This is a genomic window from Candidatus Arthromitus sp. SFB-rat-Yit (assembly GCF_000283555.1).
GTDB lineage: Bacteria > Bacillota > Clostridia > Clostridiales > Clostridiaceae > Dwaynesavagella.
Window position 1 is genome coordinate 1180206 of the sequence record NC_016012.1, and the last position, 20287, is coordinate 1200492.

A 20287-nucleotide genomic window follows, 5' to 3' on the forward strand; every position below is an offset into this window, starting at 1 on the left:
AATTCCTCCTTGATTAAAAATGATAATTTGAAAGTTTAAACCCTCTAACTTCATCCAATGAAAACATATACTCTTCTACCTTTGATGGAGAAATTGGAAAAATAAAGCTAATCTTCTTAGATTTATTTTTCTTGTCCATTAATAATGCTTCATAAAATCTATCTTCATCTAAAATACTATTGTCAAATTTTATATCAAATCTTCTTAAAATTTCATATATAAATTTAAAATACGCCTCATCTATTAAATTAAGTTTCAGTGCAAGTAAGCACTCATAATACATTCCTATAATTACAGCTTCACCATGAGTATAAACTGAATAATTAGTAACACTCTCTATCGCATGCCCTATAGTATGTCCATGATTCAAAATTTTCCTAATTGAAGTATCATACTCATCTTGACTTATGATATTAATTTTAAACTCGCAACTTCTTTTTACTATCTCACGTATAATGTTAATATTCCCATTTAATATATCTATAAGATTTTTATCTATATAGTTTAAAAACCCATACTCGCATATTATACCATATTTTAAAACTTCAGCTAATCCAGAAATTATTTCTCTCTTCGGTAATGATGTTAAAAAATTATTATCTATAACAACAAAATGTGGTTGATTAAATGTTCCAATTAAATTCTTACACCCTGAAATATTAACAGCATTTTTACCACCAATCGAACTATCAACTTGAGCAAGAATGGTTGTTGGGATATTTATAAATTGTATACCTCTCATATATATAGATGCAACAAATCCTACTATATCTCCAACAATCCCCCCGCCAATTCCAATTAAAATAGAATCTCTTAAATACCCCTTATCACTAAGCATTTTTACAATTTCTGTTACCATAATTATATTTTTATTCTTTTCAATACAATCAATCAAATAAATATCATGGTCTAAATCAATGATTAATTCCCTCAAATATGTACTATAAAACCTTTCATAAACTATCTTATCTATAATAAAAAAACATCTCTTGCCTCTAATTATATCTTTAAGATTTTTAAAAGAACCTTCTCCTATTAATACTTCACATTTTCTTTGCTTTAGTTCAAGAATGAGTTTTTCCAATTTCTTAATACCTCCTTCAAACTATCTCCAGAGAACTTTCTTAAAAACTCCTGACATATAACAGTCATAGCAACACTCTCAGAAATAATTGATGCTGAAGGCACAACCGTGCAATCACTTCTTTCAATACTTGCACATTCAATCTCTTTTGATGATATATTTACGCTCTTTATAGGTTTATAAAGTGTCGGAATGGGTTTATGGTAACATCTAATCACAATTTCTTCTCCATTACTCATACCCCCTTCAATACCACCTGCTCTATTAGTTTTTCTTCTGTAATTTCCATTTCTATATTCAATTGCATCATGTGAATTTGATCCTTTATCTATAAAAGTTTCTAATCCATCACCAAATTCTATAGCCTTCATGGAGTTAACACTTATAAGTGCAGCTGCCAATAATCCATCTAACTTACGATCATAATGAACATAGCTTCCAATTCCTACAGGTACATTTTTAATCCTGATCTCATAGGATCCTCCTATTGTATCACCTTGAGATTTTATACGATCAATTAAAGATTTTATATCATCGATCCTTTTATTATCTAAAAATCTGAATTCATATTCATCACTTCTCTTAATTTCTTCAAAACAATATGTATTACTATTCCTAATATCTCCTATAGATAAAACATGAGATGCACTGTCTATATTAAAATTTCTCAAAACTTGTATACAAATAGCCCCAATAGCTAATCTAGTTGCAGTTTCTCTTGCACTACTTCTTTCAAGCACATTTCTACAATCATCAAAATCATATTTGATTATTCCACTTAAATCAGCATGACCAGGTCTTGGTTTTAAAACCTTTTTAGATGAAATATCACAGTTCATAGGATCCATATATTTCTCCCAATTTTTATAATCATAATTTTTTATAAAAAATGATATAGGGGATCCTAATGTCTTTGAATTCCTAATTCCAGATATAAATTCAATTTTATCATTCTCAATTTTCATCCTATTTCCACGCCCATAAAAAGACTGTCTTTTTTTTAAAAGATCATTTATTTCATCTACATCTATGTACACATTAGATGGCAAACCCTCTATAACCCCAACAAGACCTTTACCATGTGACTCGCCAGCAGTAAAATATCTCATATAAATAAACACCCTACCTCAAAATATAATTTAAAATTTCATAGAAACTTGGAAAAGATATATCAACGCAAGATTTATTTATAATCTTTATATCTTCACCACTTAAAACCGATAATATCATAAATGCCATAGCTATTCTGTGATCATTATAACTATTAACCTCACACCCTTTTATATTTCCTCCACCAACTATCCTAATTCCATCTTCAAATTCATAAATTTCAATTCCAAGTTTAACAAATCCATCTACTATACTCTTTACTCTATTGCTCTCCTTATATTTAAGTTCTTCTATATTTTTAATTATAGTTTCACCTTTTGCAAATGCAGCAAGCACACAAATAATTGGTATTTCATCAATAAGTGTAGGTATAATATCTCCTTCTATTAAAGTACCAAATAAGGAAGATGTGCCACGCACTTTTATATCGCACACTTCCTCAAAATAATTAAAATGAACATTTATAAATTCAATATCTGCTCCCATACTTCTTAAAACATTAATTATACCTGTTCTTGTTTCATTAATCCCTACATCTTTAATTAGAAGTTCTGATCCATCAATACAAGATGCTAGAACCATAAAAAAACTTGCAGATGATATATCTCCAGGAATTGAAATTTCTCGTGCTTCCATCTCCCCTCTTTGAATTGAAATAACATTTTTATCAATTTGAATATTCCCACCAAAGTAGTTAATCATTCGCTCAGTATGATCTCTTGTCTTTACATTTTCAATAATTTTTGTTATACCATCACAATATAATCCTGCAAATAAAATACATGATTTTACCTGTGCACTATCAATTTCCATATTATAAGAAATTGAATTTAATTTTCTCCCAGAAATATTTAAAGGTGCAAATTTATCTTTTTTAAGAGAATAAATTCCTGCTCCCATAAGAGATAAGGGTTTTATTATTCTATCCATTGGTCTAGCCCTTAAAGATTCATCTCCATCAATGATTGAATCAAAGCTACTTCCACTTAAAATACCGCTCATTATTCTAATTGTTGTCCCAGAATTTTTAGCATCTAACACATCATCATATTTTTTCAAAGAATATAATCCATTCCCAAACACCTTAATTCTAGAATCATCAATTTCAATTTTGACCCCCAAATTTTTAAGACACTCCATCGTTGCTAAGGAATCTTTGCTAAATAAGAATTTATGTATTACACTAACCCCATTTGATATAGACGAAATCATAAGAGCTCTATGAGATATTGATTTATCTCCTGGAATATTTATTACAGATTTTATTTTCTTACTTCTTATATTCACAACTTATCTCCTAAATAAATTTAAAATAAACTCTTCCTTATCTTATGTATTTTCTTATTCATATTATAGAATCGTTTGAATTTTAGTGACTGACACCCATCAGATAATGCATTTTCAGGGTCATTATGAACTTCAACCATAATTCCATCACATCCAGCTGAAACAGATGCCAACGCAAGGGATTCAACCAAATCAAATCTCCCAGATGCATGACTAGGATCAACTATTATAGGAAGATGTGATAATTTCTTAATGACAGGAACAGCTGATATATCTAAAGTATTTCTCGTACTTTTTTCAAAAGTTCTAATTCCTCGCTCACAAAGTATAACGTTCATATTCCCTCCAGATACGATATACTCAGCACTTAATAAAAACTCTTCAATTGTCGCACTAAACCCCCTTTTTAATAAAATAGGTTTATTGCACTTACCAAGCTTCTTCAATAATTCAAAATTCTGCATATTTCGTGCTCCAACCTGAAAAATATCCACATATTCATTAAATACTTCTATATCTTCTGTCGATACAATTTCACTAACAAGCTTCAAGTCCAACTCAAGGGTAATTCTCCTCATAATTTTTAAAGCATCTTTACCAATTCCCTGAAAAAAATAAGGGGAAGTTCGAGGTTTAAATGCACCGCCTCTTACTATCTTGACTCCGAATTCTTTTAAATTTTTTGCTATTTCCATAAAACCATCTTCATTTTCAAAAGAACAAGGTCCACCTATTGTTTCAAAATGTTCTCCACCTATCTTAACATTCCCAATATGTACAATAGTATCCTCTTTCTTAAACTCTCTGCTAACAAATTTATAAGGTTTATTAACTTGAACCATTTCTCTAATTCCATCAATATTTTTCAATATAAATTCCTTATCAATATCTTCTGAAATATATATACCTTTGTAATTTTCCCCAAAATTAAAATGTGAAAAATTTATTTCAGAAATATATATTATTTTGTCTAAAGCATCCTCTATATCTATATCCTTCTCAAAAAATATGATCATATACTTATATTCTCCTATTTAATTTCTTTTCAAAACAATTGCTATAATTTTACTCTCTTGAGATATTTTTTTCAATTTATTTATTTCTTTAAATATTTTTTGTGAATTTATCATCCATGTTTTTTATGTTAAAATATTTTCACGTTAGTTTTAAAAAGGTGGTTACTATGGAAAATATTAAAAATGTTTTTATAAGACATTTCACTCAAATACTTGAAAATAACAAAGACAAAGATGTATTTAGTTTATTTAAATGGAAAAAGGTAAATGTTCTACTTAAAGATTATAAAACTGGAAATACAATTTATGATATGAAAAACTTAGAGTTCCCTGAGCATTTTTCACAGACTGCTTGCGATATAATAGCTACAAAATATTTTAGAAAAAGTGGTGTTCCAAATGATTGTGGAATGGAAAACTCTTTTAAAATGATTGTACATAGACTTGTAAGTTTTTGGATATCATCTCTAAAAGATCTAGGATTAATTAAAAATAAGCAAGAAGAACAAATATTTTATGACGAAACTGCATACGCACTAATCGATCAAAAATTTGCACCAAATTCACCACAGTGGTTCAATACAGGACTTGCATTATCTTATGGTATAAAAGGAGAACCTCAAAACACATATTACTACGATATAAATGAGAAAAAAGTTGTTAAATCAATAGATTCTTACACAAGAACTCAAGCATCCGCATGCTTTATTTTATCAATTGAAGACAAGCTTTTAGGTCCACACTCCATCTCTGAGCATTACGTAACAGAAACTAAATTGTTTAAATTTGGATCAGGAACAGGAACAAATTTCTCAAATATACGAGCAACTGGAGAAAAATTATCTGGTGGAGGATCATCATCAGGTCTTATGAGTTTTTTGAAAGGTCTTGATAAAAATGCAGGTGCAATAAAATCTGGCGGAACAACAAGAAGAGCTGCAAAAATGGTTTGTCTTGATTTAGATCATCCAGAAATCGAAGATTTTATAAATTGGAAATCTATCGAAGAAGATAAAGTGCGTGCGCTTGTAAAAATGGGATATGATGGAGCATTTGAGGGTGATGCCTACAATACAGTATCAGGTCAAAATTCCAACAATTCAGTTAAAATAACAGATGAGTTCATGATGAAGGTTGAAAATTTAAAAAACGACCCCGACTCTAAAATAATACTAAAAGGTAGAATCGATACATCCGTAAATAAAGAAATAAGCACTAAACATCTATGGAATATGTTTAATGAAGCATCGCATAAATGTGCAGACCCTGCTCCTCTTTTTGATGATACGTTCAATGCTTGGCACACTTGCCCCGCCGGAGAAGATGGAGTATATAACGCAAAATATAATAGAATAAACTCTACAAATCCATGTGCTGAATATGCATTTTTAGATGATACATCATGTAATCTTGCTTCAATAAATATTTTAAAATTTTATGATGAAAATAATCAAATGTTTAAAATAGATCAATACTTACATATGATTAGAATCTCTCAACTAATTTTAGAAGCATCAATACATTTTGGACAATTCCCAACAGAAGACATCGCAAGAAAAACTCATATGTTTAGAACAACAGGTCTTGGAATATGCAACATAGCTTCACTGCTTATGATTATGGGTATACCTTATGACTCAGATGAAGCCAGATGTTTTACATCAAGCATAATCGGTATATTAACAGGAGAAAGTTACTTCATATCATCTATTATGTCAAAAGAAATAGGAGTATTTGAGAAATACTCCATAAACAAAAAATACATGTTAAGAGTTATTAGGAATCATGCCCGTGTTGCTGGATATTTAAAAGATGAATTCGAGAATTTAAACTATACTCCAATAAAAATTGACCATGACTTATTAAATAAAATGGGATTAAAATACATATCAACTTGTTTAAAAAATGTTTGGAAATCTGCTTATAATTCAGGTGAAAAATATGGTTATAGAAATGCTCAAGTATCTGTAATTGCTCCAACAGGTACAATTTCATTTGCGATGGACGCTGCATCAACATCAATCGAACCATTTTTCTCCCATATAGTCTATAAAAAACTATCAGGTGGAGGACATTTAACACTTTCAAATCCAATGATTGCATCCGCTCTCAAAAATTTGAAATACTCGGATGATCAAATTAGAGATATACTTGCTTATATTGAAAGAACTGAAACTGTTGAATCTAATGGATTTAAATACGAAAAATTAATTGATGGAAAAATAGAAGGTGCTCCTCATCTAAAAGAAGAACATTTAAAAATATTTGATACTGCTAACACATGTGGAACAGGTATAAGATTCATATCACCAGAAGGACACGTAAAAATGGTTGCAGCAATTACCCCACTTGTTTCTGGATCAATTTCAAAAACTATTAATCTTCCAAATAATTCAACAGTTGAAGACTTTAAGGAAATGACAATGCTTAGTTGGAAACTTGGCGTAAAAGGAATTTCTCTATATCGTGATGGAAGTAAATTCGCCCAGCCACTGAATAAAAATCTAGAAGATATTAATAATGACGAAAATTTAAACAACTTAAATTATAATGAGCTATTAATATTAGCTAAAAATATGAAAGAATCATTAAAGCACAATCCAAAGAGAAATAAGCCAATTGGGATAAGAAGTGGTACAACTCACCCTGCCGAAATTGAGGATATAAAAATATACACAACAGTAAATAGAAATACAAACAATGAAATATGCGAAATCTATATAACAACAGATAGAGAAGGAACTATCATAATGGGATTATTAAATTCATTATCAAAATCCCTTTCTGTAATGCTTCAACATAAAGTTTCTCCTCAAGATATTTCGTCAATGCTTAGAGGTCAAAAATATGAACCACATGGTTTTGTAAAAAAACACCCCTACATAAAACACGCATCCTCAATATCTGATTTAATATCAAAAATAATTGATATTGAATTAAATGATTATAGATTTTGTCAGGTTAAACCATCTGATTATGAAGATAAAGACAATGATTACAATTCTTCAGATTTAAAGCACAAACAAGATTCATCTGACTATGAAAAAATCTACAATAAAATATGTTCTAACTGTTCAAGTGTAAAAATGTTTAAAAACGGAACATGTTATGTATGTGCTGATTGTGGTTCAACGACAGGATGTAGCTAAATAATATTAGTATAATAATTTAATAAATTTATAAATATATTAAACTTAGAACAATATCTAAGGATTTAAATCATGCCAAAATCTTTTCTAAAAGGAACATATTATGTCCCTAAAGACATTAATGAAAACCCTTATTCTATTTTAAAGAATGCAAACAAAAATAATTTGAATTTTATAATAATTGAATACAGTAACAAATACCTGTTCGATGGTTTATCAAATGATAAAATATCTAGACTCAACTACATACAGGATAAAATCGATTCATTTGAAAAAAAATATAGAAACACGGTAGGTATCATTTGTTTTAAATGTCATTCAATTATAGGTCCAATTAGGATTCTATTATCAAAAAGCATTTTTAAGGGAGATATATTTAAACTAAAAAATTTTTATTTATGGTGCTATTTAAATAATCCAACTCTAATACTTTCAAACAATAGTTTTATGCAAATATACAATGAAAACACAAAAAAATATTTCACATTATATAATGATAACTTTTTAAAATCTATAGATAATTATTTGAATTTATTAAATTTAGGTATAAACGTAACTCCTATATATGTAAATAATGGTTTTATATTTATAAGAAATAAATCTAATAATGTATTTGATTTCAGAAATTTAAAACAATATATAAGTTCTCAAATCAAAAACGGAAATTTCTACATTTCAAATTCAGATAAATTATATTTAGATTATACTCTCTCCACCTCAAATCTTAGTGATAAACAATATATTTCTCTAAACATAAAATTAAGTAGTACTAATTTCTCAAATAAAAAATTAGTACTACTTAATAATAAACATGACTTTATAATAGATCAAAATCTATACAGCCTAAAAAATATATCCTATAATGTTGATATAAAAAAAGGTACAAACAAGTTCTTTATACTTAGGATTTTATCCCATAATAACTTATTTGCACTAACTTCTCCAATTTATATTGATATTTAATGGTTAATTTTTATGCTTTATTCTATTAGGTTTTACTTTAGGTTTGTTCTTTACAACCTTAATATTTTTATTTTTAATTTTCTCACGTTTAACATCAACAAAAAGGTCAACAGACCAAAGTATTAAAACCAAATATAACCATTGTATTATATACATAACAAAGGTTGGTACTTTTAAGAAAAGTGAAGCTACACAAATGATAATTCCTAAAATCAAAATTAACCATCTAAATTTATTAGCTCTAATATTTGATAATACAAATATTTTTAATAAATTATATGTAATTAAAGTAATTAAAACAAATAACAAAATACCTAAAAAATTCATTTTATCTCCTCCTAAAATATATTTAATTCACAAAGGAAGTGGTAAAAATTTGAACTCACAAATTTTTAATAATCTAGATAAATTAGATTTGGACATACTTGATATACTCATCAAAGATTGTAAAACTCCATATCTTGAAATAGCTCGAATATGCCACGTAAGTGGAGGAACTATTCATGTTAGAATGAAAAAAATGGAAGATATGGGAATATTGCTCGGATATAATTTATCATTAGACCTAACAAAACTTGGATTTGATATATGTTGCTTCGTTGCTATATATACAGATAGTACTTCATATATTCCAGACGTAATAAACGATCTACAAAACATAAAAGAAATCACAGAACTCCATATAACTACTGGAGATTTCGAAATACTAACAAAAGTAATTTGTAAAAATATTGAGCATTTACAAGACATGCTTATAAATAAAATCAACAAAATTAAAGGAATTAACCGGACAAATACATTCATATCTTTAATTCAAAAAATTAATAGAAATGTAGCTCTAAATTAATATTCCCTAATCTTAATACTATATCATAATTTACATTAAAAATATTTTTAATGTAAATTATTTATAAAACCAAATTAAAGATTAAATCTTTAATTTGGCTTATTTTTTATTAGATCAAATAAATCTAATGCTGCATTTTTAGGTCCTTCTTTCTCCATACCATCTATGGCTAAACAAGTTTTTATTTCCCCAACTGCCACACCAAATTCAAACATCTTTTCAAAATATTTATCAAGCAACACATCTGTTTCATTCTGTTTTTGCATAGGTCCAAACGGATTAGCAAAATAAGAAGATACTAAACCTTTTTCGTGTGTTGTTCCCTTTGCAAATCTGTTACCATCCCTAAATATTTTTATTGCATCCTTTATTTTATCCCTACTGTATAATTTAATAGTGCCATCGTTTGCTCTCTCATAATTATTTGCATATAAAATAAAATCAATTTTATTTCCCATTATAATATCACGATAACTGGATACCGGCATAACAAGCCTTGCATTAGTTTTATCTGGATTCATAAATATACTTCTATCTATCTCCTTAAATGCATATCCCTGATCTAAGTCATCAAGTCTTACAAAAGCCCCTATTTCAGTACCATAACCATAAATTCCATCCTGAGCAATTTTTAAAACCCCCATATCATCAAAGATTACCGTCATATCCGAAATATACTCTTCTCCAAAACTTCTAAAAGCCTCAAGTGACTCTGACTTCCCAGCACCTGAATCTCCAACGATCACAATATTTGATGAAGTTCCATTCTTTAAAGTTATTGAAACCATAGCTCCATGAATTGGTAAATATCCCCTTTTAATCATAACCAAATTATGAAGTGTTAAAGTCATCTTTTTTAAATATCCAAAATAATCTACATCCTTGCTATAAGTAACAAGTCCTACTAATAAATTATTTTCTATATCATCATAGAAAACTGTTTTATACTCATTATTTCTATCACTTAAATCTTCAGCTCCATAAACATACATTATATCAGGATTCCTTCCAACATACTCATCCCTACTTGCCATTTCAAACAAATTAGATAATGCTATGCCATTAGCCATAAAATCTTTATGAAAATAAATAAATGCTAAGAGTTCTCCAACTTTCGCGGGATAACAAAACCAATTCTCATCATCTATTTCACAATTTTTAAGTGGATTTTCAAATACCTCTGTAAAAGATCCACTTCTTGTATTTTTAGTTGGATATGAAATAAATGGAGTCTCTAATGAAATCGTATCTATAAATTTTATATTTTCAACTAATTCATAATTTTTCAATTTCCAACTATACTCGTTCAATACAATTGATGCATTATTGCCAGACTTCAATTGTCTATAAACAAGTGGTACCTTCGCTGTAACAGAATTCTTTATTTTACGGTAAAGTTGCATTATTAAGTTTGTAAATTTTGAATTCGCATCAACAAATCCTAATTTTATAATTCCATCTCCAACGGACATTTGAGTAAGTATTGTATATCTCTCAAGTTTTATCCAATAAGAATAAAAATCTTCTATAAAATTATCAAAACTATATTTATCCTCAAGTATATAATAATACCTAACTTTCATATTGATAACTTCTTCTCTATCAAATATAGTCAAAAGTTCCAATATCTTTATAAGTGACATGATAAATTCATCTAAATCCTCTATTCCTCTTAAAAAATACTTATATACACTATCTCTTCTAGATATTTTCTTATTTAAATAATGCACAAGCACATTTTTAAATCCATTACTCTCAAGCACATCTTCAAAAGTACTACAATATTTTTTAGTAAAATTCATCATAACCTTATCATTGCTTATAGAAAATTCCTTAATCATAATAATTTCCCCCATATAAAATTTATTTTAACTGCTTGTATACCTCATTCATTCTGTCATGAACTATAACATGTAAATTTTTAATTTCTTCAGAACTTAAAGTTTTTAAATCTATAGGGTCTAATATACGAACTTTTATTTTCCCATCTCTAATTTTGTTATTATTATTTTCATAAACATCCCTAGTCCCATATAAAACCATGGGAAGAATTTTAACTCCTGATTTCAAAGCAAGTTTAAAACTACCTTTTTTAAACTCCTCAATTTGTCCTGTATCATTTCTCTTTCCTTCTGGAAAAACACACATACTAATTCCACTTTTTAATTCTTCAATTCCTTTATTCAACTCAATTATAGAAGCTCTAGCATCATTTCTATCAATAAAGATAGATCCTGCAACTCTCATCCATTCACTAAATGCCATAACATTTGATAATTCAATTTTTGAAACAAAGGAAGTAATTTTAGGAAATGCCTTTATTACAGTTGCAATATCTGCTAATCCCAAATGATTTGCAACAATTAAATAAGTTTCATCCAGATCAACTTTTTCTTGTCCAGTAATATCAAAATCTATATTAACACTCTTACAAAATACATCTGCAAATAGATTATAGGATCTTTCAAATAATTTCGTGAACTTTTCTCTATCATTATTTTTTTTAGCTTTTTTAAACGCCTTTAAATTTACACTTATATAAATATAAAATTTCGCAAAATTCATCCAATAACAAAGTGTTTTATACAAGCTTTATCCTCCATATCTTCTGAAAAAAATATCTATTTTTATATTATATTAATTGTATATTAAATTTTACAAGTGATTTTTTATTTTGTTTCTTAATGAATAATTTAGTATAAAATATGAAAAAACTCTTAAAAATATGCTAAATATATGCGAGGTAACATTATGAAAAAAATAAGAAAAATTTTTTTACTTATATTTTTCTTTTTTCTTATTTCATGTTCAAATAAAAATACAAAAGATTTATTTAATATCATATTCTTTGATGTTAATCAAGGAGATTCAAGCTTAATTTCCTATAACAATATATCAATCTTAATTGATACAGGTGAAAAAGAATTTATTGATAATGTTATAAATACTATAAAATCTAGAAACATCAAAACACTCGATTATGTAATACTCACACATGATCATTCAGATCATTCGTCTGGATTCCCCGAGATTTATAAAAATTTCAAAGTAAACAATGTCATTTTACCCGGTATTTTTAAAAATGATACTTTCAATGAAGTTAAATCCTTAATAAAGAATTCAAAAACTAAACTACTCTATATAGATAAACCTTCAATATTAAATTTAAAAAATGATTTTAAACTCAAATTCCTGTGTGATTTTTCTAATCCTGTTGAGGAATTTAACGATTCATCTCTTGTATTTCAGGCTTCAGTTAAAGATTTTGATGTTTTATATACAGGTGATATTGAAGAGGATAAACAAATCGAACTTTTAGATATGAATATAAAAAGTGAAATATTAAAGGTGCCTCATCATGGTGCTTATAACAATGATAAAAACAATGTCAAAAAATTTATTGAAAAAGTCAATCCATATATATCTGTCATTAGTGTTGGAAATAATTCATATGGACATCCTAACAAAAACACTTTAAATATTTTAAACGATGTAAATTCAAAAATATTAAGGACAGATCAACTCGGAAATATTATTATAAGCTGTGATATGAAAAATAATACACTAACTATAAACTCAATTATTTAGTATTTAATGATTTATTTTTTTTGTGTATAATTTCTATATAAAATTTTATGGAGGTAATGCTATATGGTGGTAAGAACACGTTTTGCTCCAAGTCCAACTGGATACATGCACATTGGAAATCTCAGGACTGCTTTATATACATATTTAATTGCTAAAAAAGAGAACGGTAAATTTATTTTAAGGATTGAAGATACAGATACAGAAAGATTTGTTGAAGGTGCAGTAGAAATAATTTTTAACGTTTTAAAAGACACCCATCTTAATTATGACGAAGGTCCTAATGTACCTGGTAATTATGGTCCTTACATACAAAGTGAACGCAAACATATATACGAAGAATATGCTGAAAAATTAGTTAAAAATGGTCATGCTTATTACTGTTTTTGTACAAACGAAAGGTTATCAAAATTGAGGGAAGAATCTAATAAGAAAAATGAAGTATTTAAATATGATAAACATTGTCTTAATTTAACTCCTGAAGAAATCAAAGAAAATTTAGCCAAAAATATACCTTATGTAATAAGACAAAATAACCCAATCGAAGGTACTACTAAATTCAATGATATTTTATACGGTGAAATAAGTGTTCCAAACTATGAACTTGAAGATATGATACTTCTTAAAACTGATAAAATGCCAACATATAATTTTGCAAATGTAATTGACGATCACTTAATGAAAATTACACATATAGTTAGAGGTAAAGAGTATCTTTCATCTGCTCCTAAATACCAAAGACTTTATGAAGCTTTTTCTTGGGAAGTTCCAACTTACATACATTGCCCTCATATTATGAAAAATGAAACAGAAAAGCTCTCAAAAAGAAATGGAGATGCTTCATATAATGATCTAATAGATAAGGGATATTTGAGCGAAGCAATAATAAATTATATAGCTCTACTTGGTTGGAGTCCTGAAAATAATGAAGAGTTTTTCACTCTAGATGAACTTATAAAAAATTTCAATTATAAAAACATTTCAAAATCTTCATCGATATTTGATATTAAAAAACTTACTTGGATGAATTCTGAGTACATCAAAAAAATGGATAAAGACAAATTTTACAATATCTCAAATAAGTACTTGGGAAATCTTCCTTCACAAATAGATAAAAAACTATTATGTGAAATGATACAAAATAGGATAGAAATATTATCACAAATTCCTGAAATAATAGACTTTTTAATAAATCTCCCTAATTATGATTTAAGTATATTTGAACATAAAAAAATGAAAACTACAATCGAATCATCTAAAGAAATTTTAATAGATGTACTTCCTATTTTTCAAAATACAAATGATTACTCAATAGAGAATTTAAATTCACTTATAAATAAATATATAAAAGATAATTCATATAAAAATGGATTTGTGTTATGGCCAATAAGATGTGCCTTATCTGGTAAAAATTCAAGTCCTGGTGGTGCAGTTGAACTTGCACATTTACTTAAAAAGAAAGAAACATTAATCAGATTAGAAACTGCAATAAATAAATTATGTTAAAAATTAATAGGACTTACAAATCATCTTGTAAGTCCTCTTTTAGATTTAAAATATATTTTTCAATATTTCTCCACCTAATATATATATAAAATAAATTAACTACATCATCTAAATTATAATTCAATATCTTCTTAACCTTATCTTCAGGTATTCTATTTATATAATCGTGATCTTTAACAATTTTTGCAAACGTTTTAGCAATAGTAACTCCGCTCATAAGCTCATTTTTCCTATCAATTCCCGCTATCTTTTCCAAATTTTTAAGACCTATATTATCTTTGTTCTTAGAAATTTTAGAAAATTCTTTCTGAAGATCAATCTCTTCAAAATAATTTTTTATATAAAAGTCTACATTATATTGATTGAACAAATAATTTATAACGGTAAAATCATTATTCCCTGAAAACGTTACAATATATTTCTTATTAAGCTCCGAATACATCTTTTTAAAATAATCTTTAGCTAGCAAAAGCAAAGTATGTATTTCATATTTGTTTTCTATCATGTACTGAGTAACCTTCAATTTATTTAAATTATCATCATAATAGCAACATCCAAAAACTCCTATACAAATAGGTTTCTTATATACATAGTGTTCTAAGTCAAAATAAATAGCATGTTTGTAAACTTCAACATCCACACTTCCATTCAAAACACTACCTACATCAAATTCCTCAACATTGCAATACTGCTCCAATATTCTCATAAAAATTACCGCTCATTTCTCTTCACAGATTACCTTTACTATTATAAAATTAAGATAATAATAAAACAATATAAATTTAAAAATATTTAATTTGTATTATATTTACATTTTAAAAATATACTTGTATATTATAAAACTTTTTTATTTTATTTATACGAGGTGTTTGTTGTATGAAAAATTTTAATAAAATATCAATTAATGAATCATATAAAGTTGAAGATATAATATGTACAACATCCATAAAAAAACGTCTTAATTCACTTGGTATATTAAAAAACTCTTCAATATCTATATATAAAAAAATCCCCTTAGGTGGACCTATAATAATTAATGTTAATGGATGCAATATAGCACTTGAAAAAAAAATATTCGATACTCTAATACTTAATAAAGCTACAGGGGAATAACATTATGAGATACGCTCTAATTGGAAATCCAAACGTTGGTAAGACTACTATATTTAATATACTAACAGGATCAAACCAAAAGGTTGGTAACTATCCAGGTGTTACAGTACAAAAAAAGGTTGGTAAAATAACTAATAACATAGAATTAATAGATCTTCCTGGTATTTATTCCTTGGATTCCATTTCTATCGAAGAAAGAATATCACTTGAATATCTCCAAAATAAAAATCCAGATTTAATTATAAATGTTCTCGATTCATCAAATCTTTATAGAAATTTATTCTTAACGCTTCAATTGATAAATTTTAATATACCTATGGTGTTAGTACTTAACATGATAGATGTAGCTGAAAAAAATAATATAAAAATACATACAAATAAACTATCTACATACTTAAACTGCAAGGTATTTACTGTTAATGGAAATAAGAAAAATACCATATCATCTATTGAAAATTTCATTAAAAACTATGAACCAATAGATATTCAAAAAAGCAAAGTTGATAAATCTAAATCATCTAATGAAATTTATGAAGAGATAAATTCAATTTTAAAATTATGTGTAAAAACCAGTAAATCTAAAAATAAAAACAAATCCAAATATGTAGATAACATTGTTTTAAATAAATACTTATCATTTCCAATACTAATAATAATCTTCTATTTAATATTTAAAATAACCTTCTCTTGGGTTGGAGGACCCATGTCCGATATATTGTCTAATTTAATATCAAATAAATTTGTACCAATAATCGAAAACCTATTATCGCATTCATCACCTATAATTAAATCATTTATACTAGATGGCATTATAAATGCAGTTTCTACTATTATTTCATTCTTACCACTGATATTATCTATGTTTATATGTTTAACATTTTTAGATAATTGTGGATACATAGCTAGATCTTCCGTTTTACTAAATAGGTTTATGAATATGTTCGGACTATCCGGAAAGGCATTTTTCCCTTTGCTTATGAGTTTTGGATGTACCGTTCCTGCTATAATGGCAACACGTACATTCGAAAATGACAATGATAGAAAAATATCTATATTCTTATTGCCACTTATGAGTTGTAGTGCGAGATTACCCGTTTTCTTACTATTCACAAACATATTTTTTAAAAATCATAAAGAAATCGTACTATTATTTCTATATGCATTAAGCATAATTCTCGCTGTAATTATCGGAATTATAATGAACAAATTTTCCAAAACAGATAATTTAGAAAAATCTTTCATCTTAGAGCTACCAGACTACAAACTTCCTTCGTTATCATATATTTTAAAAGAATCCTTAAACAAAATATCCTCGTTTTTCAAAAAAATAGGCACACTTATATTATCAATCTCAATAGTAATTTGGTTTTTATCTAATTTTAATATATACGGATTTTGCTCTATTGAAGATAGCTTTTTATACTCTATAGGTTCATATATTTCAAAAATATTTGTTCCATTGGGATTTGGTTTTTGGCAAGCAGGCGTGTCTTTAATAGCTGGACTTATGGCAAAAGAATTTATAATAAGTTCTATGGGAGTTACATTTGGAGCAAATTTAACTCAAATAATTCCAACATTTTTCACTTCACATTCATCAATATCTTTTTTGGTTTTTGTATTGTTATATACACCTTGTATATCTGTATTGTCTACAGTTAAACATGAATATGGAATTAAATTTACACTTATATTAACGGTATATCAATTATTATTAGCATATTCCGTATCTTTTTTAGTGTTTAATATTACAAATTTATTATGGTGATATAATGGAAATTTTAATTATACTGATTATTGTTTTTGTAAGCTTTTTACACATCTTAAAAATAATTTTTAAAAAAGATAACTCTTGCAAAAATTGTAATAAATCATGTAAAAAAAATGATATAATAACAAAAATTAAAAAAAATGGATAAATTTTATAAACAATTTCTATTTAATTTTATATATCTTAAAATATTGTAAAATCTATATTGTTATTTTTTAATATCAAATTATTCCACAATGTCCACATATTTATTCACAATTTTTATTAATATTTTGTTATAATTTATCAATTCAGAATATTTTTATATGTGTTTTAAATAAAAATAGCTAAGTTATTCACAATGTGTTGTTAACTATGTGTATAACTTAGCATAATTTTTGTTAATATATGTTGATACTTTAAAAATATCTCCTCCATACTATTTAAAATAAACTTCAACATAATACTCACTATTTCTTTTTATATCTTTTATAAGATTCCCAACTATTTTCTCTTTATTTACATAAATTTCTAAATATTTCACATTTTTCCGTTTAAAAATTATATTAAATTTTGAATCTCTATATTTTTTTACTATAGAAAATTCATTCCACTCTTTAAAAGGTTTTGGATCTATCAAAAGCCCATAAATAGTTCCCCTAACTCCTATCACAAAATTTGTTATAATCCTATGAAACCAAACAGAAGAACCCGTATTAAAACTCCAATTTCCTCTTCCAAAATCAAAAGAATAATCTCCCTCAACACTAGATGGCATAACATATGGTTCTATTTGATATAAATCAATTTTATCACTCTTCCTTATTGGATTTATTTTATCTATTATCTCTTTTGCAATATCAATGCGATTAATTAAAATAAACGAAAGTATTCCCCACATACATGCATGATAATATATAGATCCATTTTCTCTTATACCTTCTGCATATCTTGTGATATATCCTATATCTTTGTTTGAAATTTTATATGGAGGATTTAAAATTTTTAATCCAAACTCTGTATTTAATAATTCATATACTTTATCCATTATATTTTTGCTTCTTTCAAAATCGCATACTCCACTTATAACTCCAAAAACTTGAGGAAGTAAAAATATACGTTTATCCTCATCACAGCATCCTATTTTTATTCCATTGGATATTCCTCTTAAATACCATTTCTTATGAAATCCAAATTTATTTATCGAATTTTTTAAAAACTCAATATAATATGTAATTTTATTTATAAAAAATAAATCATTCATAATTTCACATATCGGTTTTATTTCTTTCAAAATTAAATAAAGAAACTCACTTACAAATATACTATCTCCATTAAAATTACTTAAAGCATCATTCCAATCATGTTTTAAAATTAGAGAAAGACCCCTTTCACTTAAATTTTTTAAAGAATAATCTATGCTCCTCTTTAAGTGATCATATAAACTATCCTTTATAAAACTATCTAAATAACTAAGATTTTCATTTAAAATACCAAAATCTTGAGTTTCATTTATATATACTATCGTTGCATATACAAGCCATAAATGATCATCACTAGAATTAGTATCTATACAATATTCAGATTCATCCAAAAAATAATGAACAACTCTACCATCTATAAATTCCATATTCCCATGCATTAAAATTTGTTTTCTCATCAATTCACTTTTAGAATTTAAAAATATCATAGAATCTTGAAGATGATCTCTAAATCCAACCCCTTTGTTTATTTGATAATAAGATGCTTTCCCCAAAAACCTACACGAAATAGTTTGATATTTGCACCATATATTAACCATAAAATCTATACTTTTATCGGGAGTTAATATAATTTCTTCATCTATAAACCCCCTCATATAATTTTTAAACTTTTGAAACTCAGAAATTATATCATTAAGTGATTTATATTTAATAAGAACACTTTTAATTTCATCTTCTGATTCGCATATTCCCATATAAATAGATGTCTCTTTTTTATCATACGGATTCAAATTTAAATGCGTTTGAATACAAGATACTATATGTAAATTTTTACCGCTCTTATTGGATAAATATTTTTCTCTAAGAGATTTAGGATTTTTTATAGAATTATACATTCCTATAAAACTCTCTTTACACGTGTCATAAGAAACTATCTTATCCAAAGATGTCATAAAGAATTTATATCTATATTCCCTATTATTGTAATTTCCATCTTTATCCATTACTCCCCAAAATGTTTTATTACAAATAATAGAATTTAATTTTGAATCAAACCTACTTTTTATAAATAATTTATCAAACTCCCTATTTTCTTCAGGAAAATTTGATAAATACGGCTCTACGTAACTAAAAATACTAAGTCTTCTATGAATCCCCGATAAATTTTCGAGCTTAAATAAATAAAACTCAACTCTATCATCTTTTGATAAAAAAACTTTAAGAGTTGACTTAATCCCATTATAAGTATGAGTAAAAATAGCATACCCAATACCATATATAACTTTATAATCATCCCCACACAAATCAAAAGGCTTATATGTAAATCCCCAAACATCCATTGTATCTTCATCTCTTATATAAAAGTACTTTCCAAAATCATCAAGTATAGAATCTTGAACAAATCTTGTAATTCTATTTTCAATAGAATTTTTCCCCCAAGAATATCCCCCACCTGTTTGCGTTACCAAAATTGAGTATTTACCATTGCTTATTATATTGCTCCATGGTTTTGGAGTTCTTGGATTTGTTATTATATACTCATATCCATCATTTGAAAAATATCCATATTTACAGGAGAACATACAAAAATACACTCCACTCTAAAATCATTTTAATCTATTATTACTATAACTTAATAATTATATTCTAATATTTAAAATAAAAAAAGTAGGAC

Annotated in this window: 16 protein-coding genes; 7 read left to right on the plus strand and 9 right to left on the minus strand. The window is 26.7% G+C overall.

Annotated features, from left to right (window positions below):
* Window positions 1–13 precede the first annotated feature (13 nt).
* The 4 genes from aroB to aroF are packed head-to-tail and all read right to left on the minus strand — an operon-like array spanning window position 14 to window position 4497.
* Window positions 14–1084, minus strand: a complete 1071-nt coding sequence (gene aroB, locus RATSFB_RS05525) for a 3-dehydroquinate synthase (RefSeq protein WP_014095054.1) — start codon at window positions 1082–1084, stop codon at window positions 14–16.
* Window positions 1060–2193, minus strand: a complete 1134-nt coding sequence (gene aroC, locus RATSFB_RS05530) for a chorismate synthase (protein ID WP_014095055.1) — start codon at window positions 2191–2193, stop codon at window positions 1060–1062. Before aroC ends, aroB begins: the two co-directional genes overlap by 25 nt.
* A 13-nt stretch (window positions 2194–2206) precedes the next feature.
* Entirely contained in the window at window positions 2207–3481 is a 1275-nt protein-coding gene (gene aroA / locus RATSFB_RS05535) for a 3-phosphoshikimate 1-carboxyvinyltransferase (protein ID WP_014095056.1), read from the minus strand.
* Between the two features lie 20 nt (window positions 3482–3501).
* Complete coding sequence (aroF, locus tag RATSFB_RS05540; RefSeq protein WP_014095057.1) at window positions 3502–4497, minus strand: 3-deoxy-7-phosphoheptulonate synthase; 996 nt, start codon at window positions 4495–4497, stop codon at window positions 3502–3504.
* Window positions 4498–4664: 167 nt separating this feature from the next.
* On the opposite strand from aroF, the gene RATSFB_RS05545 reads away from it, so the two are divergent.
* Window positions 4665–7646: a vitamin B12-dependent ribonucleotide reductase gene (locus RATSFB_RS05545; RefSeq protein ID WP_014095058.1), complete on the plus strand. Its 2982-nt coding sequence runs from the start codon at window positions 4665–4667 to the stop codon at window positions 7644–7646.
* A 72-nt stretch (window positions 7647–7718) separates the two neighbouring features.
* Window positions 7719–8609 (plus strand): hypothetical protein, encoded by an 891-nt coding sequence (locus RATSFB_RS05550; protein WP_014095059.1) that lies wholly within the window; start codon window positions 7719–7721, stop codon window positions 8607–8609.
* A gap of 3 nt (window positions 8610–8612) precedes the next feature.
* On the opposite strand, the gene RATSFB_RS05555 is transcribed toward RATSFB_RS05550, so the two are convergent.
* Window positions 8613–8936, minus strand: coding sequence for a hypothetical protein (locus tag RATSFB_RS05555; RefSeq protein ID WP_014095060.1), 324 nt, complete (start codon window positions 8934–8936; stop codon window positions 8613–8615).
* Between the two features lie 49 nt (window positions 8937–8985).
* On the opposite strand from RATSFB_RS05555, the gene RATSFB_RS05560 reads away from it, so the two are divergent.
* Window positions 8986–9456: an Lrp/AsnC ligand binding domain-containing protein gene (locus RATSFB_RS05560; protein ID WP_044035581.1), complete on the plus strand. Its 471-nt coding sequence runs from the start codon at window positions 8986–8988 to the stop codon at window positions 9454–9456.
* 89 nt (window positions 9457–9545) lie between these two features.
* Here the strand turns inward: RATSFB_RS05560 and RATSFB_RS05565 are convergent, their stop codons facing one another.
* Both RATSFB_RS05565 and RATSFB_RS05570 read right to left on the minus strand, forming a co-directional pair.
* The gene (locus RATSFB_RS05565) at window positions 9546–11297 is read right to left on the minus strand and encodes a hypothetical protein (RefSeq protein WP_014095062.1); all 1752 of its coding nucleotides are present in this window, start codon (window positions 11295–11297) and stop codon (window positions 9546–9548) included.
* A gap of 22 nt (window positions 11298–11319) precedes the next feature.
* Window positions 11320–12045, minus strand: coding sequence for a lysophospholipid acyltransferase family protein (locus tag RATSFB_RS05570; RefSeq protein ID WP_044035582.1), 726 nt, complete (start codon window positions 12043–12045; stop codon window positions 11320–11322).
* A 162-nt stretch (window positions 12046–12207) separates the two neighbouring features.
* Between RATSFB_RS05570 and RATSFB_RS05575 the strand changes: the two genes are divergently transcribed.
* Both RATSFB_RS05575 and gltX read left to right on the plus strand, forming a co-directional pair.
* A complete protein-coding gene (locus RATSFB_RS05575; RefSeq protein ID WP_014095064.1) occupies window positions 12208–13044 on the plus strand; it encodes a ComEC/Rec2 family competence protein in 837 nt (278 codons plus the stop codon).
* Between the two features lie 63 nt (window positions 13045–13107).
* Window positions 13108–14547, plus strand: coding sequence for a glutamate--tRNA ligase (gene gltX, locus RATSFB_RS05580; protein WP_014095065.1), 1440 nt, complete (start codon window positions 13108–13110; stop codon window positions 14545–14547).
* 13 nt (window positions 14548–14560) lie between these two features.
* Here gltX and RATSFB_RS05585 read toward each other — a convergent pair whose 3' ends face one another.
* Window positions 14561–15253 (minus strand): ribonuclease H-like domain-containing protein, encoded by a 693-nt coding sequence (locus tag RATSFB_RS05585; protein ID WP_014095066.1) that lies wholly within the window; start codon window positions 15251–15253, stop codon window positions 14561–14563.
* Window positions 15254–15423: 170 nt separating this feature from the next.
* On the opposite strand from RATSFB_RS05585, the gene RATSFB_RS05590 reads away from it, so the two are divergent.
* Both RATSFB_RS05590 and feoB read left to right on the plus strand, forming a co-directional pair.
* A complete protein-coding gene (locus RATSFB_RS05590) occupies window positions 15424–15660 on the plus strand; it encodes a FeoA family protein (protein ID WP_014095067.1) in 237 nt (78 codons plus the stop codon).
* Window positions 15661–15664: 4 nt separating this feature from the next.
* Window positions 15665–17428 carry a ferrous iron transporter B gene (gene feoB, locus RATSFB_RS05595; protein ID WP_014095068.1) on the plus strand — a complete coding sequence of 588 codons (1764 nt, stop codon included), beginning with the start codon at window positions 15665–15667 and terminating at the stop codon, window positions 17426–17428.
* Window positions 17429–17849: 421 nt separating this feature from the next.
* Here the strand turns inward: feoB and RATSFB_RS05600 are convergent, their stop codons facing one another.
* Window positions 17850–20195, minus strand: coding sequence for a GH36-type glycosyl hydrolase domain-containing protein (locus RATSFB_RS05600; RefSeq protein ID WP_014095069.1), 2346 nt, complete (start codon window positions 20193–20195; stop codon window positions 17850–17852).
* Between the last annotated feature and the right edge of the window lie 92 nt (window positions 20196–20287).

Bases quoted from the DNA above. Each gene is read 5' to 3' on its own strand.
- RATSFB_RS05585 (WP_014095066.1), bottom strand. From the start codon at position 15,253: ATGAGAATATTGGAGCAGTATTGCAATGTTGAGGAATTTGATGTAGGT.
- gltX (WP_014095065.1), top strand. From the start codon at position 13,108: ATGGTGGTAAGAACACGTTTTGCTCCAAGTCCAACTGGATACATGCAC.
- RATSFB_RS05590 (WP_014095067.1), top strand. From the start codon at position 15,424: ATGAAAAATTTTAATAAAATATCAATTAATGAATCATATAAAGTTGAA.
- RATSFB_RS05555 (WP_014095060.1), bottom strand. From the start codon at position 8,936: ATGAATTTTTTAGGTATTTTGTTATTTGTTTTAATTACTTTAATTACA.
- feoB (WP_014095068.1), top strand. From the start codon at position 15,665: ATGAGATACGCTCTAATTGGAAATCCAAACGTTGGTAAGACTACTATA.
- RATSFB_RS05575 (WP_014095064.1), top strand. From the start codon at position 12,208: ATGAAAAAAATAAGAAAAATTTTTTTACTTATATTTTTCTTTTTTCTT.
- RATSFB_RS05550 (WP_014095059.1), top strand. From the start codon at position 7,719: ATGCCAAAATCTTTTCTAAAAGGAACATATTATGTCCCTAAAGACATT.
- RATSFB_RS05600 (WP_014095069.1), bottom strand. From the start codon at position 20,195: ATGTTCTCCTGTAAATATGGATATTTTTCAAATGATGGATATGAGTAT.
- RATSFB_RS05565 (WP_014095062.1), bottom strand. From the start codon at position 11,297: ATGATTAAGGAATTTTCTATAAGCAATGATAAGGTTATGATGAATTTT.
- aroF (WP_014095057.1), bottom strand. From the start codon at position 4,497: ATGATCATATTTTTTGAGAAGGATATAGATATAGAGGATGCTTTAGAC.
- RATSFB_RS05545 (WP_014095058.1), top strand. From the start codon at position 4,665: ATGGAAAATATTAAAAATGTTTTTATAAGACATTTCACTCAAATACTT.
- aroC (WP_014095055.1), bottom strand. From the start codon at position 2,193: ATGAGATATTTTACTGCTGGCGAGTCACATGGTAAAGGTCTTGTTGGG.